Raw genomic sequence first — 26,985 nt, forward strand, 5'->3', positions numbered from 1 at the left:
GTTTACTGCCTTGGCATGTTAGCCTCCAGGTGTAGTTCGCCGCACGCTTACATTAGATTAATATATGAAGTTGCTGTTGAACCGCCGAATTTGGCCCTTATTCGACAGTCAGATTTGATTAATTCCTAGCAATCAAACCTGATAGATACAGTTAAGACTTATCCAAATTAATGCTTTTAACAGCCAGTTATCCGCAAAACGCTCTGGCTAGATAAGGAAATAATTTACTGTGATTTTATAAGCAATGAGTTAGCCCAGCCCTTATCCATTAAATGCGCCAGATAAAATAAAAGCCAGCAGTTTGCTAGCTTTTTTGATGTTTTTACATTTACATGGCGTCGTACTCGTCCTGCCAGAAAAACTTCTCTTCGCCAAATGCTGGTTTTAAGTCATCCAGCCAGTGGGCATTTTCGTCGAACTTGGCAAAGAACGGACGCTGCACCCAGTCTTGGTTTCGTGCTTGAATAAAGCGCAGTACAAACACCTTTTCGCCTGCGACTTCGGTTACGCCAGACACTTCAACTTTACCAGGACCCGCACTCATTGATGGTCCTCGAACTGTACGACTCACACCAGAGACTTGCTTATAAGCTTCACGGAATGTTTCCCACGTTTTGTGTAACGGGATTTCAAAGTAACGCTTAGCGCCGGTATCTCGTTCGATAAACATGTAGTAGGGGATCATGCCAAGCTGCGTTTGCTCTTTCCACATGTCAGCCCACATATCAGCGTCTACGTTTATATTATTTAAAAGCGGAAAAACAAATGACACCCATCATAATTAGCATCAAAGCTGAGGAAGTGAAGTAAAAGAGTATCTAAACATTCCAGTCATTTTGGTCAAAAACGTTTATCGATAGGCTAATTCTTATCGCCTCGGCATATCTCTACACTAAAACAGGGTTATCGCGCACGGCAAAGCGCTGAAAATACAGCAGCAAGAAACTCTAGAATTGAAAATGTTCGTTTTACTAAGCCAGCAAGCGCTCGCAGTTTGTTAGGTTTGTCCGTCGTCGTTTTTGCAATGTTTCACAGTAAGCGGTTATTTTTCGCTCTCGACCAACAGCACCGTGGAATACCCGAGAAAATTGCGTAGTAAGTTTTATCCAGTTCTCAGGCTCTATATTTAATCGAGTGAGTATGGGTTGAGACTCAAAGATATAGCCTCGCTTGTTGGCTCGAATGCACTGGCCTGTGAGTTCAACTAATTCGATATAGGGTTTGAGTTCAAAAGGCAGGCCTTTTGGCATATGTTTTCGTGGGCTGCCAGCAAAGCGTAATAGGCTTTTTGGTTGTTTGCCCAGCTTTGCGTGGTCAATGCGCTTTTTGATGCTGGTGTAGTCTGAGGTTTCAGGCGTTGCGGTAATTTTGGCTCTAATGGGGTTTAGGTCTACGTAAGCGAGACAAGCAGCCAATGCAGCCTCGTCTAGTAGTGCTTGGGATTTGAATCGTCCTTCCCAAAACCGGCCTGTACAGTTATCTTCTATATTTGCTCGGCGGGCGATATCTTCGTTGAGTACTCGCATAAACCAGCTAATATCTGCGAGCCTTTCTCTGTATTTGGCGACATGCTCATTGAGTATCAACTGCTCCGACTCATTGAGTGGCTCACCTTCAGTAAACTTTTGGCTTATCCAGTTGCCCTTAAACAACTTGTGCCATCGTATCACAATCGCTTTATCCGACAGGCGCTTAGCTTTTTTATCATCAACATATAAAACAATGTGAGTGTGATTACTCATCACCGCATAAGCACAAATATCAATACAAAACACAGACCCCAACATCAGAAGTTTTTCTTCAACCCAATCTCGGCGGTGTTCGTATGATTTTCCGGTAAATTTATCTTCACCGCACAGAAAGGCGCGCCTTACGCAACGGGAGATACAGTGATAATATTTGGTGTCGGTTAAACTGATTTGTCTTTTACGTGCAGTCGCCATAATTTGTTTTCCTCAATCCTTTGAGTGCAGAATTAAAGCTTAGGCGGTATATTTGGAAGGTGCAAATTAATAGTGGGTGTCAGTGATTTGTTGTGGTGGTGGGTGTCAGTGATTTGTTTCAGCGATTTGTTACTTTGTGAGGTCAAGTGTGAATAAGAAAGAGTGTAGGGAAAGCGGTATTTTATATGCCGTCTTCATTACCGTGTTGTTGTATTTCTTCTTTAAAATTACTTTAATTTTCTCAATGGTGTCAGATAGAGACTTCACTTGCCTAAGCTCTATTTGGAGTAACTCTGATACTGTAATAACACCTTTCTCTGCATTTTTTATTCTGGCGATATTTAGCTGTATTTGGTTTTTTTATTGTGGCATAAAGTACAAACAAAAAGCAGGAAAATCTGTATATTTACTATTAGTCGTCGGAACTATGTTCTATTACTTTTGGTTCAAAGGGTTTTACGGTTTATGGCACCTAATGAGCTACGAGCAAAAAGAAATTACATTACAAGAGTTTTTTGAAAAAACAGGTGGTACAGAAAGGTTAAAGTTGTATGGTAATGGGACTAGTCAAAATGTATTGTGTAAATTGTGATACAACAAAAAAGCAAATTAAAAGTACGGACAAAAAACAGTTGGCTTTGTTCGTATCTCACAAATTTTAGCCAATTATTTTAGCCGTTTATTTGCGGCGTTATATCTCATTGTTGAAAGGGGCTAAGCATGAAGTTTTGGATTTTGGCTGTAGTTGTTTTTGTTGCAACGAGATGTGCATGAATACCGACGTTCCAATCTAAGTACAACTTGACAGAGTATCAACCAAATAGAGTTATAGGCTTGGAAAGTGACAATATCTATCAAGTGAGAAAAGGTATGGTTACTTGGTTTTTTGGAGTTAAAAAAGGTAGCTATATCGCAAAATATCAAGACGAATCAGGTTATTATTTTGAAGGTTCAAACTATTCAGCCTGTATGGGAACGCAAGGTAAAACGGGAGAGTGTACCTCACGCTTGATGGGCGGAATATGGCAATCAAAAACCGACCCAACTGATTTTCGCATGTATTCCATCGATGGTTCGTCAGAGGAAGAGAGCTCTAGTGTTCAAGGATATGCTCTTACTTTAGGCAAGTATGTGATTGAAACTAAATCAGAAGAATTTTCAAAGAAAGTCGGTGGAAGTTTTTAAATTGAGATATAACAATCAAATTATGTCGCCCGTCAGGGTGGGCTGGGACGCAAATACACGGGCGGCTTCGCCATTCTCGCATCCACATCCCATATTTGGGCGTTAGATTTTCATTTAAATTAGGAGAAGTTGTGAGAAACACATATTCGTTTTTAGTTATTCTGTTGTCTATTTTCTCTTCGTTTACATTTGCTGACGAGTTTTATAGTGGCTGGGAGGGTAAATGTTTCGAGGATAAGTACGTGATTCAGCTTTACTTTGGGTGGAGTGAAGAAGGATATGCGCAATATAAAAAGAAAATAAAATCGACTATAAAAGAATGTAAGCTGGGTGAAAAGGTGTACAAAATTTTACATAAACCAGCCGGTTATATTGCGACTGGACGCTGCGGAGCTCATGATCCTGTGTTCTTACTTATAGGAGAGGAGAATAAATTAATATTTGAAGATTTTGCTTGGGATTGCGATTGGTCTGCAGATAGTTATCTATCAAAAGTTGAAATTATAAAAGGCGTTAATAAGCCAATAGTAACTAGAGTAAAAGGTGATCCACGTTAATCTAACAAGGCCAATCATTATAGCGCTCTACGCTAGAGGAAAATAAAGACACCCACGACTATTAATGAATTAAGTTGTACCCCATACAAACTAATTAAACAGTGGACGCAAAGCAGCAGGCTTGCGCTTATTCTTTGCTTAGTTTAGTCTGCTATTTCCCGCTGTTTATTAAGGCGTTATGCATGAACGGAGTGTCAGTAAATATGAAATGGATTATCTTCAGTTCGATCTTAATGATCGTTTCAGGTTGTGCTATTAATCAACCGAGAAGTATTGATCAAGAGCCTAGTATTAGCGAAGTAGTGACCATACAAAAGGAATTTCCACCACAAATTTGGTCTGATCATATATTACTGGATATAAGTGAATCTAAATACGCGGATAAAAGTATAGAAATATTGTCATCACTTGGATTCGTCGGGGTTGTCAAAAGCTCCCACGGGGAGTTTGTGTGTGGGAATTATTCAAATAATAGAGCCGCTATAAAGTGTACTCGGGTAGAAGGTAAGACCTTTGTTTACGCAGTGGTTGCAGGCCCCAAGGTTGAGGTCGTTTAAAAGCTAAGAAATGAGATAATGTGGCAACTCTAAAAAATGCATAACAAATTGGTTAACAGGAACTAACTACGCGGCATAAGCGACCTCATTACCAAAGTGCTAGCCCTTAGAAATTTTTATGCGAAATTTGCCTTGCACAGCCGGCGACCTAAAGCGTTTTTGTCCTAATACGAGTTGGTTGAGTGCCCGTTATCGCAATTGGGTTTAAGATATGAAGTTGCTGTTGAACGGCCAAGTTTGGCCCTTATGCGATAGTCTGATTTGATTAAGCCGTAGCAATCAAACGTGATAGGTATAATTAAGACTTATCCAAATTAATGCTTTTAACAGCCAGTTGTCCGCAAAACGCTCTGGCTAGATAAGGAAATAATTTACTGTGATTTTATAAGCAATGAGTTAGCCCAGCCCCTATCCATTAAATGCGCCAAGTAAAATAAAAGCCAGCAATTTTCTGGCTTTTTTGATGTTTTTACATTTACATGGCGTCGTACTCGTCCTGCCAGAAGAATTTTTCTTCCCCAAATGCAGGTTTTAAGTCATCCAGCCAGTGGGCATTTTCGTCGAATTTGGCAAAGAACGGACGCTGCACCCAGTCTGGGTTTCGTGCTTGAATAAAGCGCAGCACAAACACCTTTTCGCCTGCGACTTCTGTTACGCCAGACACTTCAACTTTTCCAGGACCCGCACTCATTGATGGTCCTCGAACTGTGCGGCTCACACCGGAGACTTGCTTATAAGCTTCACGGAATGTTTCCCACGTTTTGTGTAACGGGATTTCAAAGTAACGCTTAGCGCCGGTATCACGCTCGATAAACATGTAGTAGGGGATCATGCCAAGCTGCGTTTGCTCTTTCCACATATCAGCCCACATATCAGCGTCTACATTTATATTATTTAGAAGTGGTGCTTGTGTTCTGATCTGTGCACCAGTTTTGCGGATAAGTTTAATCGCTTCACGTGTGACTTCAGTACGCAGTTCTTGTTTGTGGTTAACGTGCGCCATGATTGACACATGCTTTCCGGCATCAACCAGCTCTTTTAGTAAGGCTAACAACTCTTGTGCGTCCGGATCGGTGACGTATCTAAATGGCCAAAAAGTGAGAGATTTAGTGCCGATCCTGATGGTGCGAATATGGTCAAACCTTGGCTCTTTTAGTGCCTCAAGGTATTTACGCAATTTAACGGTGCGCATTACCATAGGATCGCCACCAGTCATCAATAGATCGGTCACTTCAGTGTGTTCGGCCAAGTAGTTGTGGAGCAGCTCGGCGTCGTTATTGTTAAATCGGGTAGCCTTGCCAACAAACTGCGCCCAGCGGAAGCAGAAAGTGCAATATGAGTGGCAGTATTGTCCTTGAGACGGGAAAAACAACACTGTTTCTTTATATTTGTGTTGGATCCCGTCTACACGTTCACCTTCATACTCAGGAACATTTTTTTCCATTTGACCCGCAGGGTGCGGGTTTAACTTTTGACGAATTTTGGTTGCGAGGTTAAACACTTCTTCTGGGGTATGTTCGCGACTTAACAAGTCGGCCATTTGCTCGTAAGACTCATCGTCTAGCATGCCACGTTGTGGGAAAGTTAACTGAAAAACGGGGTCGTTAGGCACTTTATCCCAATCGATGAGCTCTTCAATCACAAAGTTATTAACGCGAAAAGGGAATACATTGGCGACGACTTTCATTTGAAAGCGAAGGTGTTCAGGTAGTTTATCCAATTGCTCAATCTTATCGATTTGACGGTGTTGGTAAACAGTAAAACGAGGGGGCTGATAAGCTTCAGCTGGCTGCAATTTGACGGTTTGCTGCATAGATAATATGTCTCTTTTCTCACTTGCTAATGATAAAAGCCACCATGGTAACATGTCATTGATATCATTTCAGGTACAAGGCGAGGAAAGTTCAAAATAACGCAATTTTGCTGACTACGCGCCACCGTTTTAGATTACATTGTTGGAATTAGGTCAAAAAATAGACCTAATTCCAGATTTAATGTGCTTTAGAAATGTTCGCCTTCAATGGCGGCGTAAATCGCGTCAATGAGTGTTTCAATATCTTCATTTGAGGTGATATACGGCGGCATAATATAAATTAGCTTGCCAAAAGGTCTTATCCATACACCTTGTTGAATGAAGAATTTTTGGATTTTTGCAACATCAACAACTCTTTCTACTTCCACCACGCCAATCGCTCCAAGGACTCTGACATCTGTGACTGCACTTTGATTAAGACAGCGCTTGAGTGCGTTAAGCGCGCTCTCGACTCGTTCAATATTGGCTATTGTTTCTTGGCGTTTTAAGATTGTGAGACTAGCTACAGCGGCGGCACACGCCAGCGGATTTCCCATAAAAGTTGGTCCGTGCATTAATACTTTCGCCTCGCCTTGGCTTATACCCAAAGCCACTTCCTCTGTTGTCAAAGTGGCCGCAAGCGTCATGTTTCCGCCAGTAAGCGCTTTGCCAACACACATAATGTCCGGCGCGATATCTGCATGTTCACAGGCAAACATTTTACCTGTACGACCAAACCCAGTCGCAATTTCATCTAAAATTAGTAGCACCTCATACTTATCGCATAGCGCTCGAAGCGCCTTGAGATATTCTGGGTGGTAGAAGTTCATGCCGCCTGCATTTTGCACTATTGGTTCAATGATAAATGCCGCGACCTTTTCATGATGAGCGGCAAATGCTTTTTCTAAGGCGTTAAGTTCATCTTGACTTTGGCAGCCGTAAAACTCACTTCTAGGGGCATCGACAAACACCTGCTCGGGTAAAAAACCTTGGTACATGGCATGCATCGAATTCACAGGATCGCAAACGCTCATCGCCGCGAATGTATCACCGTGATAGCCTTTTTTGGCTGTCATTATTTGGTTTTTTTTCTTTTTGCCTTTACTCAACCAATATTGGATCGCCATTTTGATTGCAACTTCAACACTGACTGAGCCGCCGTCGGCTAGGAATACTCGATTAAGTGGGGCTGGGGTTAGCTCCACGAGTAGTTTGCATAACTCCACGGCAGGCTGATGAGTTAGCCCGCCAAACATGACATGGCTCATCGTGTCCGCTTGATTTTTTATCGCCGTGATTATTTCTGGATGACCATAACCATGCACAGCACTCCACCAGGATGCCATACCGTCAATGAGAGTTTCGCCAGTTTCAAGCTCAATTTTGTTCTCGAATGTTCTTGCGGCTGGATAGACGGGCAGAGGGTCAATCATCGATGTATAGGGGTGCCATATATGCTTGCGATCAAATTCAATATCAATTGTATGTTTATTGCTCATTTGTAAACCTTTTGGGCGCATGTAACGTTGACAATACTAAGCTAAGAAGTAGACTAAGCCAATCACCGTCAGTTTGACTGCGCTAAATTTAATCACTAGAAAATACGCGTGTTGTAAATTTAGGCAAGAATAAAAAGAGAATGAAAATATGGAATTAGGCGCGCTAAGACACGATTGGACACATGAAGAAGTAAAAACACTGTTCACCATGCCTTTTAACGACTTACTTTTTTATGCAGCAAGTATTCACCGCAAAAACTTCAATCCCAATGAAGTTCAAATCTCCACTTTGCTGTCTATCAAAACGGGTGCCTGTCCTGAAGATTGCAAATACTGCCCACAGTCAGGTCATTACAAAACGGATCTTGAACGTGAGCGTTTGATGGAAGTGGAAAAGGTTGTAACTCAAGCTAAGTTGGCGAAAGAAAAGGGCGCGACGCGTTTTTGTATGGGCGCCGCTTGGTCTGATCCAAAAGACAGAGATATGCCTTATATCGCCAAAATGGTGAAAGAAGTTAAAGAGCTAGGCCTAGAAACCTGTATGACTTTGGGTAAATTGGATAATCAAAAAGCGCACACGCTAAGAGAAGCGGGCCTTGATTATTACAACCATAATTTGGACACCTCACCTGAATACTACGAGCAAATTATCACGACAAGAACGTATCAAGACAGACTCGATACCCTTGATCATGTAAGAGATGCAGGAATGAAAGTGTGCTCTGGTGGTATTGTAGGAATGGGAGAGCAGGCATCTGATCGTTATGGCTTGCTGATCCAATTAGCAAACCTGCCAAAACAACCAGAAAGTGTACCGATTAATATGCTTGTTAAAGTGAAGGGCACGCCACTAGAAAATGTTGATGACCTCGATCACTTTGAATTTATCCGTACTATCGCGGTTGCGCGTATCATGATGCCACACAGTTACGTGCGTTTATCTGCAGGTAGAACGGCGATGAATGAACAGATGCAGTCTATGTGTTTCTTCGCTGGCGCTAACTCAATTTTCTATGGTGATAAGCTATTGACCACGGAAAACCCAGAAGCAGACGCCGATATGAATCTCATTAGAAAACTTGGGATGAACCCTGAAAAACGTGAAGATTATTCGGATGAAGCCTATGAGGCATCGTTAAGCTCTGCAATTGCAGACAAAGCGACATCAGAGCTATTTTACGAAGCCAACTAATCAATGTCGTTTGAGTATATTCAATCTGCTTTAGCAGCCCGTCACGCTGAAGGGTTGCTAAGAAAGCGCATTGTGGTTGAAAAGGCCTCTGCAAGTAAAATAAAAATTGCTGATCAGCAATATATTAACTTTGCTAGTAATGATTACCTAGGGCTTGCAGACTCGTTGGAGTTTAACACGCTCGCATGCACTGAAGCCGGAAGCCGAAGTTCGGCGCTTGTTACGGGTTATCTTGATATTCACCGTCAGCTAGAAGATAAGCTTTGCAGCGTTTTGGGTTACGATGCAGCACTGTTATTTCCAAGCGGTTTTGCTGCTAATATCAGTGTGTTAAAGGCATTGTTCACGCCCCAAGAAAAGCAATTAAGCGCTGCGGTGTTCCAAGACAAGCTCAACCACGCCAGCCTGTTGGACGGTGGTTTAGCGGGCAGCGCTAAGTTTGTTCGCTTTAATCACAATGATTTGACGCACTTAAGGTCTCGATTAGAAAAAACCAAAGCCGACAGTAAACTCATCGTGACTGAAGGGGTGTTTTCTATGGATGGAGACAAAGCGCCAGTATCTGAAATCAGTGTGCTGGCTCAGTCTCATTCTGCGTGGTTGATGGTCGACGATGCTCATGCGTTTGGTGTTGTTGGAGCGCAAGGACTTGGCACGATTGAAAGCGGCATTAAACCTGAAATTTTGGTGATCACTTTTGGCAAAGCGATGGGCTGTCAAGGAGCTGCGGTATTAGCGAGTCATGATGTGATAAATTACATGACGCAATTTAATCGTGAGTTTATCTATACAACGGCGTTGTCGCCTATTATGGCAAGCGTTGCACTATGCCAATTGAATAAGTTGCTTGCTGCATCTGAAGCGAGACACAAATTACAAGTAAACATCGACTATTTTAAGTCGTTAGTTGCGCAAACCAACTTATCTCTCATTCCAAGTGATACGGCCATACAGCCTCTTGTGTATGGTAGCAGCGAAAACGTATTAACGGCGCAACATAAGCTAAAGGAAAAGGGGCTTTGGGTTGGCGCTATTAGGCCACCAACTGTGCCGCAAAATACCGCACGATTGCGAATAACAATAACGGCACAGCACAGTCAAGAGGATATAGAAACATTAGTCTCGGCCTTAGTGGAGGGAGCATGAGCAAAGCACAAAAGACGCAAACAGCGAAGTGCTTTTCAAAAGCCGCGCAATCGTACTCTCAACACGCTAACGTGCAAAAACAGGCTGCAGATATACTCTTTTCACGTTTAACACAGCAAAATAGTGAGCTTGGTGCTGTGCGTATGTTTCCTCGGTTGCTCGATTTAGGATGCGGGCCACATGAAAACTTTCATAGATTAAACGCCTTCACGAATCATTATGTTGGAGCGGATCTAAGCTTGGCTATGTTGGCAAGCGCTGAAAATACGACAAATAGTGTTTGCTGTGATATGGATAAACTCGCTATTCAGTCAAATTGTATCGACTTAGTCTTTAGTAATTTTGCAATTCAGTGGTCTAATTCCCCACAAGCGTTGTTTGCGCAATTGTATGAAGTACTAAAAAAAGAAGGACGAGTGTTGCTAAGCTCAGTGCTAGACGGCTCGTTAAACGAAATCGATAACGCATGGCGAGCCATCGATGAGTGTGGCCATATCAATTCATTTTATTCGCTGTCTGCACTTAAATCTTTTGCGCTACAGGCCGGATTCGAAGTGACTTGGGCGGATGAAGCGTTATTGATAGATAGTTATGACACGCCATTAAAGGCGTTGCGCTCGGTAAAAAACATCGGTGCCAACGATGTAAAAACTGCTTCTCGCCGACAAGGTTTGTTAGGCAAATCAGCCTACGCTCAGCTGCTGAGCAGCTACCCTGAGAGTGAAACTGGTTTTGATGTAAGTTATCAAGTCGGATTTTTGGAGTTAAGGAAATGAATCAAGCATATTTTGTAACTGGGACCGACACTGAGGTAGGTAAAACCTATATTTCTACTTTATTACTAAAACTGTTGGCCAAGCACGGTAAAAAAGCTTTTGGCTTTAAGCCGATTGCAGCAGATGCTGAAGAGGCATTTGGTGAACTAGTGAATGTGGATGCTATCAGTTTAATGGAAGCTGCGACGGTTCACGGTACTTACGAGCAAGTTAACCCATTTTGTTTTGCACCACCAATTGCCCCGCATATTGCAGCCAAGCAGGTAAATGTTGACATCACAGTCGATAAGCTACACGAGTGTTTTAGTGAAATTCAGCAACTGGGCGCAGAGTATATATTATGTGAAGGTGCAGGTGGCTGGGCATTGCCCATTAACGACAATGAATATCTGTATGATTGGGTCGTCAGAGCACAACTTCCCGTAATTTTAGTGGTTGGCATGAAGCTAGGCTGTTTGAATCACGCATTCTTAACGGCAGAATCTATCAAGCAAAAAGGACTGAATTTGGTTGGGTGGGTAGCAAATCAGATTGACCCTGAAATGTCTGTATTTGAAGAAAACCTTGAAAGTTTAAAGCTTCGCCTAGACTGTCCGCTGCTTGCAACAGCGCCTTACAGTGAGGGCACACCAAAGCTACAGCTTCGTTCAGCGTTACTAGAGTTGTTTGAGCTTAAATCAGGTACCAGTTAATACTAAATAACCTGAGCTGCGGATAATTAATGCCTTTCTAGCAGCCAGTTTTAGCGCTAACTGCGCTGAATTCACTTCCAATAGCCAGCTATTGGTGCGTAAATTTGCCTTGCCTACAAGGATGTAGGTACCTAGGCGGTAGCAGGACGCGAGAGCGGAGTTATCTCCAAAACTCTCTGGCTAGATAAGAAGATAGTTTAAGGTGATTAAAAAAACAGTGAGTTAGCTCATTCCTTATCCAAACCTCAGGTTTAAACAAAGCGGCTTCTAAAAGTAGTAAGCCGCTTTGAGTCTGTTAGTTACAACCTTTTTGAATGGTTTGTGTTGTCACACTGACCTCAAAGTCATTGTAATCGTTATCGTTTTGGTCTTCCCAACGTTGGTTGGTACCTGAAACTTGGTACTTGGTTGATAGAGCATTACTGTTACCATCAATAGCGAGCACATAGGTAAAGGATTGTCCTTGAAGGATATCATAGCTGCCGGCACTGCCGTATTCATCAAGCAATTTAATATATTGGCCGTTTACTTTGATACCCCAGTCATTATTGAATAACGAGTCTTCTTTGACGAACGCGTAATTGATCCTCGTATAGTTGTCAGGCACACATGCGGTTTCATTGTCGAGTATGTTTCCCGATAGGGTTTCATTGCCTGAGGTATTGCTCACGCCTGTTACGCTCAAAGAGAGTTCCCGATCGCCAGTGTACTCAGTATCGTCTATTGTTGCTATTTGAATGGTAGCAGTTGTGCTGCCAGCCGGTATTTCCAATGAGGTAGGTGGTGCTACGTAGTCATCTGATTGCGTTGTCACATCATTGACCGCCACCGAAAAGCTGACGTCCTGCTCGAAGGCGTTACTTAAGGTAATTTGATAGCTAAGGGTACTTCCCTCATAAACCGCGTTTTCAATACTCGTTAACGTAAAAGACGGTGGCGAAGGAGGGGTTGGTGTACCGCCGCAACCAGAAACGGTATAGCATGTACTGCTGCCATTTGGGTTATATGCAAGGTCATTTACTCTTATTGGTAATGTATTGATATAACAGGTGCTTCCTGTATCAGGGTTTAGTTTATAAATCGCGCTTTTGTTGGTGTGTCCAGCGTCATTAATGATAACGCGACTGATAATAAGCTCTCCATTGCTATTAAGGCTTGCCCCTGTAACGGAAGTTAAGTCGTGATCAGATAATTTAGTCACAGAAAAGTCGTTGGTATTAACTTGGTAAACGGCTGCACTAGTGACTAGGATTAAGCGACCATTATAAAACTCAAGATCGCCGCGGTATTTTCCCGCCAGTGAGGGGAGATCCGAGAGCTTAGTCGCGTCGCCTGTGTTTTTATCTATGCTGTAAATAGAATCGTAACTCGTTCCAATGAGCCTATCGTTTATGCTGTCATATGCCAATCCCACCAAATAAGCCGTTCTACCGACTATGGTATGAGAGGTTCCATCAAAATATGCCAATTGAACATAGCGATGTTTTTTACCTTCAATGGGAATATCTGCGTCAGCTGGTAAGTTTAGATGACTGGTATCAACTTTATAGTCGATTGGCCTTGGTGCGGATGCATAGTACCAACGTGCACTGCTAGTATCAAAGGCGAGTGCAGCCGAACTAAAAGCGGCTAAACTATTGGCGCTGGCTTGTCCTGCACCTTCATCTAGACCAAACAAAATACCAATATCGCCGCGGCCAGCGTTAATACCAAAAACCTGACCTGGGCAACTATCTGCATAGGTGTATGTGGAAAGTAATGTTGAGATTAAACCAAGTGTTGTGAGTGATGCTTTTAACATAGCAGGAACCCTAAAAAGTTTACGTCCTGTAACTTAAAACAACACAAAGCAATGTCTTCGCAATTAAGTCCAACTCAATGCGATGACTTAATCCTTTAAGGCGGGCGCTTCCATTATTGACTTTGCAATCTAGCGCTATAATTGATCATAATTTACACTTTTACAACAGTGAAATAATTAAAAAGTATTAATTATTTGATTCTTGCCTATTTTTAAAGTTTGGTAATAATGACTCAACGATTTCTTTTGCTGAGATGGTATAGCGTACGCCAGAGAACATCACTGATGCGTTTTCATCGATCCCTGTAATGCCCGTTAACGTCCAACCTTCACCTCTCTCTGGGCAGTAAACCTTTGTCGTTGGGGGGATAACGGTAAACTCTTGACTCATATTCATTCTCCAAAAATGCTAAATTATAAAGCAATACAATCGCTTATAATATTGAAGGTGTATTTGCTGCAATCAGTGCTACCATTGCACCAGATACTTAGACCTGAGCATTTTATGGAATTTGAAACACCAAGGCTAGTCATCAGGCCCATAAGGCACAAAGATAATCCGCAGTTATTAGCGCTACTTAATTTACCGCAGGTAAAAGCGCATAACGATTACGGTGATAACCTCACTGAAGTAGATCTTAAATGTATGATCCAAATGGATATTGAGCGTCAATATGAAGGTAGGGGTGGACGTTTTTGCCTTGTGTGTAAAAGCACTAAAGCGGTGATTGGTTGTATTGGTTTCTATCATGAAGGCGGTGATATTGAGGGCCTACATATTGGATATGAATTAATGCCTGATTATTGGGGGAAAGGCGTGATGTTTGAGGCATTATGTTGTCTATTTGCAAACAAAAGCCAAATTGAGTTTGAGCTCAATGTGATTTTGGCGCATGTATCTGCCGATAATAAACGTTCATTAAATCTACTCAAGCGTTTAGGGTTTAGCGCTGTTGGAAGTAATCTGTATAAAATTGAGGTATAAAAAAGGGCAACTTAATCGTTGCCCTAGTACGAATGTGAAAAGAGCTACGAAAGTGCTCTAATTCTTTCATCTAGTGGCGGGTGAGAAGCAAAGAAGTCTGCAATAGATTTACCTGAAGCAATACCAAAAGCCATCATTGAGCCTTCTAATTGCGATTCATGGTTGTGCTTCAAACGCTCTAGTGCTGAACGCATTTTTTGCGCACCGACTAAATCCGCTGCACCTTTATCCGCTGCGAATTCTCGTTTACGACTAAAGTAAGCGACAACAACAGAAGCCAAAATACCAAAGAGGATCTGGAATATCATATCAAAGATAAAATATGTCCAGCTTCCACCTGATTCTTCTTCATCGCCATTCAAGAAGTTATCAACAATACCGGCCAATACTTTAGCGAAGAATATAACAAAGGTATTTACAACACCTTGTATCAAGGTAAGTGTAACCATGTCACCATTCGCCACGTGCGACACTTCATGCGCCAGGACAGCTTCCGCCTGGTCTTGATTCATGTTGTGGAGTAGGCCAGTACTTACAGCAACTAAGCTGTTATTTTTACTCGGCCCGGTTGCAAATGCATTCATTTCAGGGCTGTCGTAAATCGCAACTTCTGGCATTGCTATTCCTGCTTTTTTAGCTTGCTCTGCGACAGTAGAAACTAACCAATGTTCAGTTTCGTTTCGTGGTTGCTCAATAACATGGGCACCTGTAGATTTCTTTGCAATCCACTTAGACATGTAAAGAGATATAAAAGAACCACCGAATCCAAATACGGCAGCAATAACCATTATGCCTGTATAGCTTCGGCTAGAAATACCAAATACAGACATTAGGATAGATAACACGATCCCTAACACAAGCATCACTGCTAAGTTAGTGATAAGGAATAAGATGACGCGTTTCATTTTGACCTCGTTAGACAAAAATAAGGAACTAAGTAACTTTTCCCAAGCACTTGCTTATTACATTAGTCCTACATGCTTTATATGGTCAGAAGCTCAAAAGCACAAGTAAATTCGTATGAATATTTTATAAAAACACATCATACAGATGGTTGGCTAACCAATTTCAATTTCTGAGATAAGGAATGCAACATTTGGTCAACAGAGCTACGTTCATTGCTTAACCCTTCTAATAAGGTCATAAAGTAGCAATCCATCATAACGGTTGCTTTCAATTCATTGTATTCCTGCTCACTGAATAACAAATGTTTAAACAAATTAAGTTGTTCAGTAAAGAATTCGCCATGCCAAATAATCCCACAAAGCAGCTCTTTACTGAAATCTCTATTGCTAAGATAAAAAGCAAATAAATACTTTGCATAGTGGTGTAATTTTAAGCTGGCACTATGCTGCTTATCTGATGTTTTCGCTTCATTAATTAGCTCATCTATTTGATTATGCATTGCGACTTTGAGCATATCGAGCTTAGTGGGAAAGTGAGAGAAAACTGTTCCTGTCGCTACATTTGCAGCTTGGGCAATTTGCCGAGTGGTAGTGTTTTCAAACCCATTGTCCTGAAAGAGCTGCCAACTAACGCGGAGAATTTTATTGTACGTAATTTCTCTTTTTTTCATATGGTTACCTTTCTATCTGCGCCAGGATTGTAGCACAATTTCAGATTATTTAAGAGATAAAGTTTGCAAATAATGAGCGCGCTCATTATTATAATTGAGCGTGCTCATTAAATTTCAATAGGAGTTGTTATGCAATATTTGAGCTTATTCATCGGATACATTCTGTTCGTCCCTTTTATCTTCTTTTACAGCTATATTCTTGGCCCAGCTTTAAAAATGGTGCTGATCCCAGGAGGTCTGGCGGTGTTATGCTTAATTATGGGTCCTAAAACGTTTTTCTCTCACTTTAAGCGTGCGAAAGCATTAAGTATTGAAGAATTGGTGGTGTCTAAATAACTCAGGGTGCCATCGCGTGATAATTGCAATAAGTTGATTCTTCGCATTAAAGACGAACTCAGGTATAATGCCCGCAGCTAAGGTGTGAAGGACCTTAGCCCTGTATCGTTCAAAATTAGTCGAGGAATTATTATGACCGTTGGCATCATTATGGGCTCAAAATCAGACTGGCCTACAATGCAACATGCAGCTGAAATGTTAGATAGATTTGGTATTGATTATGAAACTAAAGTGGTTTCAGCTCACCGTACTCCACAGCTTTTAGCGGATTATGCTTCGACAGCAGCAGAACGTGGGATCAAAGTTATCATTGCCGGTGCTGGCGGTGCAGCACACCTACCGGGTATGGCGGCAGCATTCACAAGTCTGCCTGTACTTGGCGTTCCAGTAAAATCAAAAACACTAAATGGCGTGGACTCATTGCTGTCAATTTGCCAAATGCCTAAAGGTGTTGCGGTAGGTACGTTAGCAATTGGTGACGCTGGTGCTGCAAACGCAGGTTTGCTAGCAGCTCAGATTTTAGGTTGTCAGCAGCCAGAAATTTTTGCAAAAGTAGAAGCGTTCAGAAAAGAACAAACAGAAACTGTACTAGCTAATCCAGATCCTGCGAAATAACATGAATATTCTTGTTTTAGGGGCGGGACAATTAGCCCGTATGATGAGTCTATCGTCAACTCATCTTGATATAAAAGTGTTGGCTTATGATGTTGGCAGCCAAACGGTAATAAACCCCGTTACCTTTGCAACAACACCAGAGTCATTACAACAAGCCATTGACAAGGCTGATGCCATCACTGCCGAATTTGAACATATTCCACATGATGTTTTAGCGCTTTGCGAACAAAGCGGTAAGTTTTATCCTGGCGCAGAAGCGATAGCCACTGGCGGTGACCGCGCGAAAGAAAAAGCGCTACTAGATAAAACATCTGTGCCTTGTGCTCCTTTTAAAATCATTACCGATAAAACGCATTTTCTCACAGCTATTAATGAGTTAGGCATGCCGTTGGTCGTTAAAACTTGTCAGGCAGGCTATGATGGGAAAGGGCAATGGCGAGTAAAATCAGAGTCTGAAATAGACAACACTTGGGCCGAAATGTCGGAGTTTTTGCAAGCAGGCACTGAAGCACAACCACACTCCATCGTTGCTGAAAAAATGATACCGTTTGATCGTGAGGTATCAATTATTGGTGTGCGCGCTAAAAATGGTGAATGTAAAATTTATCCGCTGACTGAAAACCAGCACACCAATGGTGTACTGACTCTATCGATTGCTGGGAAAGAAAAAGCTAATATTCAAGCGCAAGCGGAAGACGCATTTGCAAAACTCGCGAATGCACTTGACTATGTTGGTGTACTTGCTATTGAGTTTTTCGATGTTGAAGGTCAATTATTGGTTAATGAAATAGCTCCTAGGGTACATAATTCAGGACATTGGTCTCAACAAGGCGCCCATGTGAGTCAATTTGAAAACCATATTCGTGCCGTTGCAGGTTTACCTATTGGCGATACAAGATTGCTTCGCCCAACCGCGATGATTAATGTTTTAGGGCAAAGTCACATTCCATCGCAAGTTCTTGCTGTTTCAGGGACAACCAGCCACTGGTATGGTAAAGATGCGAAACCGGGCAGAAAAATGGGGCATATCAACGTTTCAGCTGACTCACTTCATAAGTTAGGTGAAGCGCTAGCAGAGCTTGCTGAAATCTTGCCAGAAGCAGATTACCCTGGGGTCATGGAAACCGCTCAACAATTAATTTTGAATTAGTACTACTGTTTTTAGCGAAAAAGGTCCATTGTTAACTAAAAACCTAAGCTTATGATAATTATTGAGTTAACTCATTATTTATAACAGAGCTCAGGTTGGATATAAAAAATTTAATTTTTTTACTGTTATTTTTGGAACTCTTTTCTGATAGTGCGGTCTACTATTGTGAGGCGCGGATAGGCCTCATTTCATACTCGTTGTCCATCAACGACTATGTGAGCGCAGAGAGTATTTGGCCAGCATCCCTATGCTGGCCTTTTTTTGTCCCACCCATCGTGCTTTTAATCTTAAATCTGTCGATATTCCGCTGGCTTTCTGCTTAAATTAAGCAAATTTAACTATTATAAGAAAGTCACATGTTGAAACTCTCTCTTATCTCGATGGCTGTCGCTTCAGGTTTATTCCTTTCTGGCTGTCAAACCACTGAAGTAAGCCCAAAACCACAACAAGTAGAAGCCAATTCACCAGTCCCACAAGTCGTTGCTACTCCCGTTGATTTCGGTGGTGAGCAGATCACCTTAAAACAAGCAATGGCGCATCCTGATTGGTTGGGAAGACAACCAGAAAGCGCGTACTGGGGAGCTGATAGCAAAACCGTTTTCTATAAGCGTAAGCAAGCTGGTTCAGAGTTAAGAGATCTATTTAAAGTCAGTAGCGCACAAACAAGCGAAGCAGTTTCACTGTCGGATTTGCACGCCGTTGGTGCTGCAAACGCGGTCTATAATGAAGAAAGGACGCTACAATCTTATGAATTTAAGGGCAACATATTCGTTAAAAACCTGAAGTCTGGCGCTTTAACACAAGTTACTCATTCGTCGAACTATGAGTATGCACCGCAATTTTTAAGCGATAACCGATTAGCTTACCGTTCAGGCAATACGCTGTTTGCGTTTGATTTAGCCACTGGCTTAACGAAAGAACTGGTAAAGTTACATTTAGCGGATAAGCCTGAAGGGGTAAAAGAGCCAAGTGGATATATCGCTGAGCAGCAACATAAGCTTATTCAATTCGTCGCGCTAACGCACAAAAACAGCAAAGATCGAGAAGCGAGAAATCAAGAGATAGAAGCGAATAACGCAAGCATTCAAGATAACCAGTTTTATCTTGGTAAAGGAAAAACGCTTATCTCAGTTAGCCTTGCACCTACGGGTGACAAGTTAATCGCTGTGATCACGGACGATAAACCGAGTCGTTCCGACTCTGACATCATGCCTAACTACGTCAGTCAAAGCGGTGACATTGATCCGGTGAAAGCTCGTCGCCGCGTTGCAGACACTAAACCAATAAGTTCTGATGTGATTTTCATTGATTTAGTAAAATCAGAGCAAGTCACGCTAAGCTATGATACTTTGCCGGGCTTTGATGAAGATGTACTAGCCGAGGTGAAACGCGAAAATGCTAAGGCAAAAGGTGAATCATATAAGAGTGAAAAATCCCCACGTGATATCAATCTGATCGACACATGGGGCTGGAGTCAATCTGCTATTCAATGGAATAGTGACGGCTCTCAAGTCGCGGTGATGCTCGGTGCTTGGGATAATAAAGACAGGTGGTTAGCGACGGTTGATTTTGATAAACAACAATTCGTTTCTCAGCACCGCCTACACGATGATGCATGGATCAACTACACCTACAATGATTTTGGCTGGTTAAACAACCAAGACACTTTGTACTATCTTTCAGAGCAAACTGGATATAGTCAGCTTTATGTTAAGCCGCTTAACGGTAAAGCAAAAGCAATGACCGCAGGGAAGTTTGTGGTTTCTGAGCCAACCTTAACCCACGATAATCAATTTGTTTATTACAAAGCCAATAAAGATCACCCCGGTTTATACGAAATTTATCGCGTCAATTTGGCAAGCGGTGAAGACGAGCAGTTAACAGATTTAGATGGCCTGACTGATTACCAGCTAAGCCCAGATGAGCAAAAGCTGTTGTTAACTCACTCAAAAATCATGATGCCTCCAGAACTTTATGTGGCGGATGCAGCGCCAAAAGCAGCGGTGTCACGACTCACTAATACAGTCTCAGATGCGTTTTTAAATAAGAAGCTAATTGCACCTAAGATTGTCGCGGTTCCTTCAAGCCATCAAGGTGAGCCTGTCTACGCAAAAGTATATTACCCGGCAGATTATCAAGAAGGCGAAACGGGTAAAAATCGTAAGGCTGTGATCTTTAACCATGGTGCGGGCTATTTGCAGAACTCACATATGGGCTGGTCTAACTACTTTAGAGAGTTTATGTTCCATTCACTTCTTGCGAGCGAAGGCTATGTCGTCATGGATATGGACTATCGTGGCTCTAAAGGTTACGGGAGAGACTGGAGAACGGCAATCTATCGTCATATGGGTAAACCAGAAATCGAAGATTTGGCAGACGGTGTCGAGTGGATGGTGAACAACGCTAATGTTGACCGTGGTGCTGTAGGTACTTACGGCGGTTCATACGGCGGCTTTATGACATTTATGGCGCTATTTACTCAGCCTGATCTATTCCAAGCAGGCGCGGCTTTACGTCCAGTCACCGATTGGGCCTATTACAACGACCCGTATACCTCAAATATCCTTAATCGCCCAGATGTAGACCCAATTGCATACAAACGCAGTTCGCCTATCTATCATGCTGAAGGTTTGAAAAACAAGCTACTGATCAATGCTCCTATGGTTGATGATAACGTGTTTTTCCAAGACGTTGTACGTTTGGTGCAACGCCTGATTGAGCTAGAAAAGGAAGACTTTGAAACTGCGATTTATCCAGTTGAACCCCATGGCTTTAGACAGCCATCAAGTTGGTTGGATGAATACCGTCGTATATACAAGTTGTTCAAAGAAAACTTGTAATCAAATGAGTGGATAAAAAGCCAGCTTAAGCTGGCTTTTTTGTTTTATAAAATAAATAGATAACAGCTAAAACCACACCACCAACCGCACCAAATAGATGTGCTTCAATGGCGACTCTCGAGTCTATCAGTTTGGCTACATCTGCGCTTGCACCCGCATATTGCTCCCAACATACCTTTGCCCACACACCAATAAACAACAGATATCCAGTTGTTAGCTTGCGCTTAATATCTTCAAGCGCTCCCCATACGATAAGCCCATGTAATAAGCCACTCAAGCCTGTATATACAACAATGTTTGGGGAAAATAGCAAGATCATGAGCCCGGTAAAGAGGCCAAGAAAAAACACATTCAGCCAATATTTTCTTAGTCTTGTATACTCGGCATGTAATAGCCAAATAAATAAGATACCAAGCAGGTTTAGCATCAAGTGATACCAATTACTATGGGTAAACTGGCCGCTCAAAATACGCCATAATTCACCATCAGCAATTGCATTTCTGTCAAAATCTAAGTGTGGGCCAAGCCCGAACAACATTAGTATTGTTGATAATATCGCCAAAGACGCAGGGCCAATGAGATATTCTTTGTTCGTTGGAAGTTCAAACATACGATTTCACGTTATTATTTTTGCATATTGTGCCTAATTGCTTTTATGATGCCAAATATAAGACGTAAGCAAAGTGGGTATTATGAAACATACACTTGCATCACTAACCGTGATTGCCGCATTCAGCTTTTCAACCAACACCTTAGCTGAGCAACAAAAAATCGAAATTAGAGAGCCGGAAGCCGCAACCGGCTTCCAATCTAAAGAAGCACGCACCGCAGAAAAGTACATGGTCGTTGCTGCCAACCCCTATGCGAGTAAAGCAGGTCAATTGATGCTCTCAAAAGGGGGAAGTGCGGTTGATGCCATGATAGCGACTCAACTTGTGCTTACTTTGGTTGAGCCGCAATCTTCGGGCGTGGGTGGCGGGGCGTTTATCCTGCACTACGACAAGAAAACCAATGAATTAATTAGTTTTGATGGTAGAGAAACCGCACCAAAGCTTGCAGGTTCTGATCTATTTTTAGATGATTCGGGTAATGCGGTTAGATGGATTGAGGCGGTTGTGGGCGGTCGCTCTGTTGGTGTGCCTGGTATTCTGCACGCGTTTAAATCAGCACACGACAAATACGGTAAACTGCCGTGGCAAGAATTATTCAAGCCAGCGATTGAATTAGCTCGAGATGGATTTATTGTCTCTCCACGTTTAAACATGCTGCTTGAAAAGAAACTCAATCCTGGTTTGACAAAGCTCAGTCCTGCAAAAGAATATTTCTATCCGGATGGTAAAGCACTACAACCAGGGACCCTTAAAAAGAATCTGCCTTTGGCAAACCTATACTACAAGGTAGCAACACAAGGGATCCAAGCCTTTTATGAAGGGCAAAATGCCACCCAATTAGTGGAAGCTGTGCAAAAGTCTGAAATCGCACCTGGCAAATTGACGCTGAGCGACTTAGAAAATTATAAGAGCAAAACTCGAGACGCTATCTGTACTGAATATCGTGTATATAAAGTTTGCTCTATGGCACCGCCTAGTAGTGGCGGTATTGCCGTTTTGCAAATGATGAAACTGTTGGAACCGTACGACCTAGGTAAGTATAAGGCAAATGATCCAGAAGCTTTGCACCTCTTTACTCAAGCGTCTCGCCTAGCGTTTGCCGATAGAGACTTTTACGTTGCTGATCCTGATTTTGTTGAAGTGCCAGCAAAAGCATTGCTTAACGAACAATATCTACTAGGCCGCAGCAAACTTATCGGCGACATAGATAATCACGACTTTCCAGTAGGCGACCCAACTTCGGGCACACTCGCTTATGCTATGGATGATAGCTATGAATTACCTTCAACGAGCCATGTGTCGATTGTAGATGCAGAGGGTAATGCTATTTCAATGACAAGCTCGATTGAAATGGCATTTGGCTCGACGGTGATGGTCAACGGATATTTACTCAATAACCAATTAACCGACTTTGCGCTTTCTCCAAAAGTAGGGGATAAATGGGTTGCAAACAGGGTAGAAGCAAACAAACGTCCAAGAAGCTCTATGGCACCCGTAATGGTGTTCAATAAAGATGGGTCGCTTAAATTAATAGTCGGTTCGCCTGGTGGCAGCCGTATTATTAACTATGTTGCTCAAACCTTAGTTGGTGTTTTGGACTGGGGATTATCTGTGCAGGCAGCAATTGATTTACCAAAAATCACCAATCGCAATAAGTACACAACGCTTGAAAAAGGCACTGAGCTGACAAAACAAGTACCTTACTTTGAGAAAAAAGGCCATAAAGTACAGATCCGTGACTTAAACTCAGGACTACATGCCATTGAGGTTCGTGGAACACATTTAATTGGTGGCGCAGATCCAAGAAGAGAAGGTGTTGCTCTCGGTGAAAGCAGCGAATAAGCCGTGGTTTCTTAAGTGCTTTTAGGCTATAATTTCGCGTTCCAGAAAAATTGTGTTTAACGTGCTCTGGAGCGCGTTAATAATGGTCTGATGAGCACTAAATTCATTGTAATTTAATCCTTTTCGACAATAATGAACCCTTAGACTAAAAAATTAGTGTCAAGCTTGTAAATATGACTAAACAAACCGATCCAAATTATCTCTACATTCCCTATTCAGGTCCTACATTATTAGAAACGCCACTGCTTAACAAAGGGAGTGCATTCTCTCAACGCGAGCGTGAAAATTTCAACTTAGCAGGACTACTTCCTCCTCGTTATGAAACAATTGAAGAGCAAGTTGAGCGTTGTTATCAGCAATATTCAAGCTTTAGCGACAACCTAAATAAGCACATCTACTTGCGTGCGATTCAGGACAACAACGAAACGCTGTATTACCGTTTAGTACGCGATCATTTGGAAGAAATGATGCCAATCATCTACACCCCAACAGTAGGTGATGCATGTGAGAAGTTTTCTGATATCTATCGTAGTTCTCGTGGTTTGTTTATTTCATATGAAGACCGTTATCAAATCGACGATATTTTACGAAATGCCACTAAAGGCAAAGTAAAAGTTATCGTGGTTACAGATGGTGAACGTATTTTAGGCCTTGGTGACCAAGGTATTGGTGGTATGGGGATTCCTATCGGTAAGCTGGCACTTTACACCGTATGTGGTGGGATCAGCCCAGCTTACACGCTGCCTGTTATGCTTGACGTTGGGACAAACAACGAAAAGCTACTCAATGACCCAATGTACATGGGCGCAAGACACCCGCGTATCGGCCAAGCTGAATATGACGAATTCCTGGATCTATTCATTAAAGCGGTTAAACGCCGTTGGCCTAATGTGCTGTTACAGTTTGAAGATTTCGCACAACCTAACGCAATGCCGTTATTGAAACGTTACCGCGATGAAATCTGTAGCTTTAACGATGATATCCAAGGCACCGCTGCGGTTACTGTAGGTTCGCTATTAGCCGCTTGCCGCGTGAAAGGAGCGAAACTCTCGGAACAAAAAGTAGTTTTTGTTGGCGCAGGCTCTGCTGGCTGTGGTATTGCTGAGCAAATTATTAGCCAAATGATTTCAGAAGGGGTAACCGACGAGCAAGCGAGAAGCCAAGTATTTATGGTGGACCGTTTTGGCCTTCTGACAGAAGGCATGGAAGGGCTAAGAGATTTCCAAGAAGCGCTAGTTCAACAACAAGCAAACCTTGCGGATTGGACATACAGTGGTGAATTTGCATCTTTATTAGATGTAATGCACTGTGCAAAACCAGACATCTTAATTGGTGTATCAGGTCAAGCGGGCCTATTCACAGAGCAAGTGATCCGTGCGATGCATGCAGGGTGCGAGCAGCCGATTATTTTCCCACTAAGTAATCCGTCACGCCAAGTTGAAGCGCATCCAAAAGATGTGATTGAGTGGACTGATGGTCAAGCAATTGTAGCTACTGGAAGCCCATTTGAGCCTGTAGTGTATGGTGAGCAGACAATCATCATACCGCAATGTAATAACAGTTATATCTTCCCAGGGATCGGCCTCGGTGTACTTGCAGCTAAAGCGAACCGTATTACAGATAGCATGTTGATGGTATCTAGCGAAATGCTTGCTGAATCATCACCACGTGCTAATACCGGCAAAGGTAGCCTACTACCAGCACTAACTGAAATTGAGCCGTTGAGTAAGCGTATTGCTTTTGCAGTTGCTAAAAAAGCAATGGAAGAGGGCGTTGCACTTGAAATGGAAGACGATGCAATTTGGGCCGCGATAGAGAAAAACTATTGGCTCCCTAAGTATAGAAATTACAAACGCTGTAGCGTCTAATTGCTTTTACTTAACTAAAACAAAAATCGCCGCCAACTCATATTGGCGGTGATTTTGTTTATCAATCACGCACAAAATTTGGGAGTACCACATATAACCTCTCAAAGTGATAATCGCTCATTTTGTTAAAGTTTGTTACCTTGAAATCCAATTCAGTAGTTGTTAATTGAAATATGCTTGAATATGCAGGTATCACTTTTTAGGAGCAAAAGATGCGAATTTTAACTGGCTTACTGGCATTATGTTTATCTGGATTTAGCTTTGCGGGCGCATTGCCTGACTCGCCGCATTTATATGTTAAAGGCACTTCATTTATTCAAGTACAACCCGATGTTGCAACCATACGTGTCGCCATTACCGAAAAGCAAAAATCGCTACCCACAGCCAAAGAAAACGTCGATAAGATTATGGCTAAGGCTATCGAAATCGCTAAACGCTTCGATATTAAAGAAGACGATATTCATGCGGAGCAACTGAATGTTTACAGACAGACACGCTACAATCGCGAATCAAATGAAGAAGAGTTTGATGGTTTTCGTGTGAGCCGAAGCTTGACTGTAAAACTTAAAGACATCAAAAAATACCCAGAGTTACTTCAAGAGTTTGTAGACAGCGGCATCAATCAGTTCAATAACACAGAATTTGGTGTTGAAAATGAAGGCAAATATCTGCAAAGCCTCAAAAAAGCCGCCATTAAAGATGCAAAGAAAGCAGCTAAAGAACTAGCAGGCGAGTTTGATGTTGAGTTAGCAAAACTGTACTCAGTTTCATTCCAACCAATGCAAACGCCAATTCAGCCCTACGTGCGCTCTGCAGCAATGGCGATGGAAGCAGATCAAGGCGCATACAAAAATGCGTATAACACAGGTGCAATTACATTAAACGCGGAAGTCTATGCTGTTTACTTAATTGAGTAATACTGGCTGTAAACTAATTAAACTTATACACTAAGCCCTCCATTGGAGGGCTTTTTATGATCACTGGTTTATATGCGGCATTACTGGCACTAATCTATATTAAACTTAGTTTTAACATAATATCACTCAGACACAGACATAAAGTATCGCTTGGAGATGGTGGTATCGATGAACTGCAAAGTGCAATTCGGATCCACGGCAACTTTATCGAGTACACACCTTTCGTACTGTTAATGATGTTGTTACTCGAAACTCAGCAAATCAACCCGTATCTACTTCATGCTTTTGGCGTCGCTTTTTTGCTTTCTCGAGTTGCACACTATGTTGCACTCGGTAAAACTAACTTATCGATCAGAAAAGTAGCGATGGCGACAACATATGGAGTAATACTTATTTTAGCGTCATTCAACCTCGTGTATTACTTTATCTAACTATGACAAAACAAAAATTTCTGGTGACGGGTTTACCCCGAACCGGCACAACAAGCCTATGTATTGCTGCATTAGGTGCTGGATACAAAACAGCACACACTGCATACACGAGGCAAGCATTGGACAATGCTGAATTTATTGCTGATACTCCTGTCTTTGCTGACTATGAAAAATTATATGCTTTATATCCTGAAGCCAAAATAATCCAGTTAACACGAGATTTAGAGCAATGGCTTCCCTCAATTAAACGTTTGATGACGGCAATGAAAGAAAATTTACTGTCACAAAGAGGGGGCTTTAACGACACCATTAAGCGTTGTTATTTAGAAACTTTTCCTGATTTTGAAAAACATTTTGAAGATGATGGTTATTGGCGGGGTTGTTATAGTAAGCATCATGATAGGGTACTTAACTTTGCAAAAATGAATCATATTCCTTTTATTATGGTCAACCTAACCGCGACTGATGCCGAACACACGCTTGCCGAATTTATCGGTGTAACTCAAGACAAAGTGATCATCCCGCATGTTAATATCGGCGGTAAAGTAACTGCATGGAAGTGGTTTTCACATCCCAATAAAGTGGGATCAACACGTAATGGCAAAGCAGATAAAGACACGACGCTGTTTAGCATGCAAGTTCGCTCAAGCCCTTGAGTTTGTTATACTCACTAC

26 protein-coding genes and 1 pseudogene are annotated in these 26,985 nt (G+C 42.1%); 18 read left to right on the plus strand and 9 right to left on the minus strand.

The genetic code is table 11. The features are described from left to right. Positions 1-328: 328 nt before the first annotated feature. Together CWC29_RS07215 and CWC29_RS07220 are read right to left on the minus strand one after the other, a co-directional pair. Positions 329-757: pseudogene (locus CWC29_RS07215) on the minus strand (lysine 2,3-aminomutase); the annotation flags it as partial. A gap of 214 nt (positions 758-971) precedes the next feature. After that, the gene (locus tag CWC29_RS07220; RefSeq protein WP_138524840.1) at positions 972-1,943 is read right to left on the minus strand and encodes a transposase; all 972 of its coding nucleotides are present in this window, start codon (positions 1,941-1,943) and stop codon (positions 972-974) included. Positions 1,944-2,091: 148 nt separating this feature from the next. On the opposite strand from CWC29_RS07220, the gene CWC29_RS07225 reads away from it, so the two are divergent. The 4 genes from CWC29_RS07225 (at position 2,092) to CWC29_RS07240 (ending at position 4,242) form a co-directional block, all read left to right on the plus strand. Next, a complete protein-coding gene (locus CWC29_RS07225) occupies positions 2,092-2,535 on the plus strand; it encodes a hypothetical protein (RefSeq protein ID WP_128728138.1) in 444 nt (147 codons plus the stop codon). Positions 2,536-2,744: 209 nt separating this feature from the next. Beyond that, positions 2,745-3,128 (plus strand): hypothetical protein, encoded by a 384-nt coding sequence (locus CWC29_RS07230; protein WP_128728137.1) that lies wholly within the window; start codon positions 2,745-2,747, stop codon positions 3,126-3,128. Between the two features lie 131 nt (positions 3,129-3,259). Then, a complete protein-coding gene (locus CWC29_RS07235; RefSeq protein ID WP_128728136.1) occupies positions 3,260-3,685 on the plus strand; it encodes a hypothetical protein in 426 nt (141 codons plus the stop codon). Between the two features lie 203 nt (positions 3,686-3,888). Then, complete coding sequence (locus CWC29_RS07240; RefSeq protein WP_138524762.1) at positions 3,889-4,242, plus strand: hypothetical protein; 354 nt, start codon at positions 3,889-3,891, stop codon at positions 4,240-4,242. Between the two features lie 475 nt (positions 4,243-4,717). Here the strand turns inward: CWC29_RS07240 and CWC29_RS07245 are convergent, their stop codons facing one another. Together CWC29_RS07245 and bioA are read right to left on the minus strand one after the other, a co-directional pair. After that, positions 4,718-6,055, minus strand: a complete 1,338-nt coding sequence (locus CWC29_RS07245) for a KamA family radical SAM protein (RefSeq protein WP_128728134.1) — start codon at positions 6,053-6,055, stop codon at positions 4,718-4,720. Positions 6,056-6,243: 188 nt separating this feature from the next. Next, positions 6,244-7,533, minus strand: a complete 1,290-nt coding sequence (bioA, locus tag CWC29_RS07250) for an adenosylmethionine--8-amino-7-oxononanoate transaminase (RefSeq protein WP_128728133.1) — start codon at positions 7,531-7,533, stop codon at positions 6,244-6,246. A gap of 148 nt (positions 7,534-7,681) precedes the next feature. On the opposite strand from bioA, the gene bioB reads away from it, so the two are divergent. Genes bioB through bioD form a run of 4 tightly spaced genes read left to right on the plus strand, consistent with a single transcriptional unit; the run spans position 7,682 to position 11,339 of the window. After that, positions 7,682-8,725 (plus strand): biotin synthase BioB, encoded by a 1,044-nt coding sequence (gene bioB / locus CWC29_RS07255; protein ID WP_010379433.1) that lies wholly within the window; start codon positions 7,682-7,684, stop codon positions 8,723-8,725. A 3-nt stretch (positions 8,726-8,728) separates the two neighbouring features. Continuing rightward, positions 8,729-9,871 carry an aminotransferase class I/II-fold pyridoxal phosphate-dependent enzyme gene (locus CWC29_RS07260; RefSeq protein WP_128728132.1) on the plus strand — a complete coding sequence of 381 codons (1,143 nt, stop codon included), beginning with the start codon at positions 8,729-8,731 and terminating at the stop codon, positions 9,869-9,871. Continuing rightward, entirely contained in the window at positions 9,868-10,647 is a 780-nt protein-coding gene (locus CWC29_RS07265; RefSeq protein WP_128728131.1) for a methyltransferase domain-containing protein, read from the plus strand. Before CWC29_RS07260 ends, CWC29_RS07265 begins: the two co-directional genes overlap by 4 nt. Then, positions 10,644-11,339 (plus strand): dethiobiotin synthase, encoded by a 696-nt coding sequence (bioD, locus tag CWC29_RS07270; protein ID WP_128728130.1) that lies wholly within the window; start codon positions 10,644-10,646, stop codon positions 11,337-11,339. The genes CWC29_RS07265 and bioD overlap by 4 nt, the downstream gene beginning before the upstream one ends. Positions 11,340-11,634: 295 nt before the next feature. Here the strand turns inward: bioD and CWC29_RS07275 are convergent, their stop codons facing one another. Continuing rightward, on the minus strand, positions 11,635-13,140 hold the full coding sequence (locus CWC29_RS07275; protein WP_128728129.1) for a hemolysin: 1,506 nt from the start codon (positions 13,138-13,140) through the stop codon (positions 11,635-11,637). A gap of 187 nt (positions 13,141-13,327) precedes the next feature. Further along, positions 13,328-13,531: a hypothetical protein gene (locus CWC29_RS07280; RefSeq protein ID WP_010604778.1), complete on the minus strand. Its 204-nt coding sequence runs from the start codon at positions 13,529-13,531 to the stop codon at positions 13,328-13,330. A gap of 114 nt (positions 13,532-13,645) precedes the next feature. On the opposite strand from CWC29_RS07280, the gene CWC29_RS07285 reads away from it, so the two are divergent. After that, positions 13,646-14,125, plus strand: coding sequence for a GNAT family N-acetyltransferase (locus tag CWC29_RS07285; protein WP_128728128.1), 480 nt, complete (start codon positions 13,646-13,648; stop codon positions 14,123-14,125). A gap of 44 nt (positions 14,126-14,169) precedes the next feature. Here CWC29_RS07285 and htpX read toward each other — a convergent pair whose 3' ends face one another. Beyond that, positions 14,170-15,030 (minus strand): protease HtpX, encoded by an 861-nt coding sequence (gene htpX, locus CWC29_RS07290; RefSeq protein ID WP_010604776.1) that lies wholly within the window; start codon positions 15,028-15,030, stop codon positions 14,170-14,172. Positions 15,031-15,167: 137 nt separating this feature from the next. Continuing rightward, complete coding sequence (locus CWC29_RS07295) at positions 15,168-15,701, minus strand: TetR/AcrR family transcriptional regulator (protein ID WP_128728127.1); 534 nt, start codon at positions 15,699-15,701, stop codon at positions 15,168-15,170. Between the two features lie 129 nt (positions 15,702-15,830). Here CWC29_RS07295 and CWC29_RS07300 point away from each other — a divergent pair, with 129 nt between their 5' ends. The 4 genes from CWC29_RS07300 (at position 15,831) to CWC29_RS07315 (ending at position 20,642) form a co-directional block, all read left to right on the plus strand. Further along, entirely contained in the window at positions 15,831-16,037 is a 207-nt protein-coding gene (locus tag CWC29_RS07300; RefSeq protein WP_128728126.1) for a hypothetical protein, read from the plus strand. 132 nt (positions 16,038-16,169) lie between these two features. Next, positions 16,170-16,652 carry a 5-(carboxyamino)imidazole ribonucleotide mutase gene (gene purE, locus CWC29_RS07305; protein WP_128728125.1) on the plus strand — a complete coding sequence of 161 codons (483 nt, stop codon included), beginning with the start codon at positions 16,170-16,172 and terminating at the stop codon, positions 16,650-16,652. 1 nt (position 16,653) lies between these two features. Next, positions 16,654-17,802 carry a 5-(carboxyamino)imidazole ribonucleotide synthase gene (locus CWC29_RS07310; protein WP_128728124.1) on the plus strand — a complete coding sequence of 383 codons (1,149 nt, stop codon included), beginning with the start codon at positions 16,654-16,656 and terminating at the stop codon, positions 17,800-17,802. Between the two features lie 356 nt (positions 17,803-18,158). Continuing rightward, positions 18,159-20,642, plus strand: coding sequence for a S9 family peptidase (locus tag CWC29_RS07315; protein WP_128728123.1), 2,484 nt, complete (start codon positions 18,159-18,161; stop codon positions 20,640-20,642). A 25-nt stretch (positions 20,643-20,667) separates the two neighbouring features. Here the strand turns inward: CWC29_RS07315 and rrtA are convergent, their stop codons facing one another. Further along, positions 20,668-21,252 (minus strand): rhombosortase, encoded by a 585-nt coding sequence (gene rrtA, locus CWC29_RS07320; RefSeq protein ID WP_128728122.1) that lies wholly within the window; start codon positions 21,250-21,252, stop codon positions 20,668-20,670. A gap of 82 nt (positions 21,253-21,334) precedes the next feature. Between rrtA and ggt the strand changes: the two genes are divergently transcribed. The 5 genes from ggt (at position 21,335) to CWC29_RS07345 (ending at position 26,967) form a co-directional block, all read left to right on the plus strand. Further along, positions 21,335-23,095 carry a gamma-glutamyltransferase gene (gene ggt / locus CWC29_RS07325; protein ID WP_128728121.1) on the plus strand — a complete coding sequence of 587 codons (1,761 nt, stop codon included), beginning with the start codon at positions 21,335-21,337 and terminating at the stop codon, positions 23,093-23,095. Positions 23,096-23,268: 173 nt separating this feature from the next. Then, positions 23,269-24,963: an NAD-dependent malic enzyme gene (locus CWC29_RS07330; RefSeq protein WP_138524029.1), complete on the plus strand. Its 1,695-nt coding sequence runs from the start codon at positions 23,269-23,271 to the stop codon at positions 24,961-24,963. Between the two features lie 212 nt (positions 24,964-25,175). Then, positions 25,176-25,880, plus strand: a complete 705-nt coding sequence (locus CWC29_RS07335) for an SIMPL domain-containing protein (RefSeq protein ID WP_045963762.1) — start codon at positions 25,176-25,178, stop codon at positions 25,878-25,880. Positions 25,881-25,936: 56 nt separating this feature from the next. After that, a complete protein-coding gene (locus CWC29_RS07340; protein WP_128728120.1) occupies positions 25,937-26,311 on the plus strand; it encodes an MAPEG family protein in 375 nt (124 codons plus the stop codon). A 2-nt stretch (positions 26,312-26,313) separates the two neighbouring features. Continuing rightward, positions 26,314-26,967: a sulfotransferase family protein gene (locus CWC29_RS07345; protein ID WP_128728119.1), complete on the plus strand. Its 654-nt coding sequence runs from the start codon at positions 26,314-26,316 to the stop codon at positions 26,965-26,967. Positions 26,968-26,985 lie beyond the last annotated feature (18 nt).

Origin of the sequence: Pseudoalteromonas galatheae, assembly GCF_005886105.2 — a bacterium.
Classification (GTDB): Bacteria; Pseudomonadota; Gammaproteobacteria; order Enterobacterales; family Alteromonadaceae; genus Pseudoalteromonas; species Pseudoalteromonas galatheae.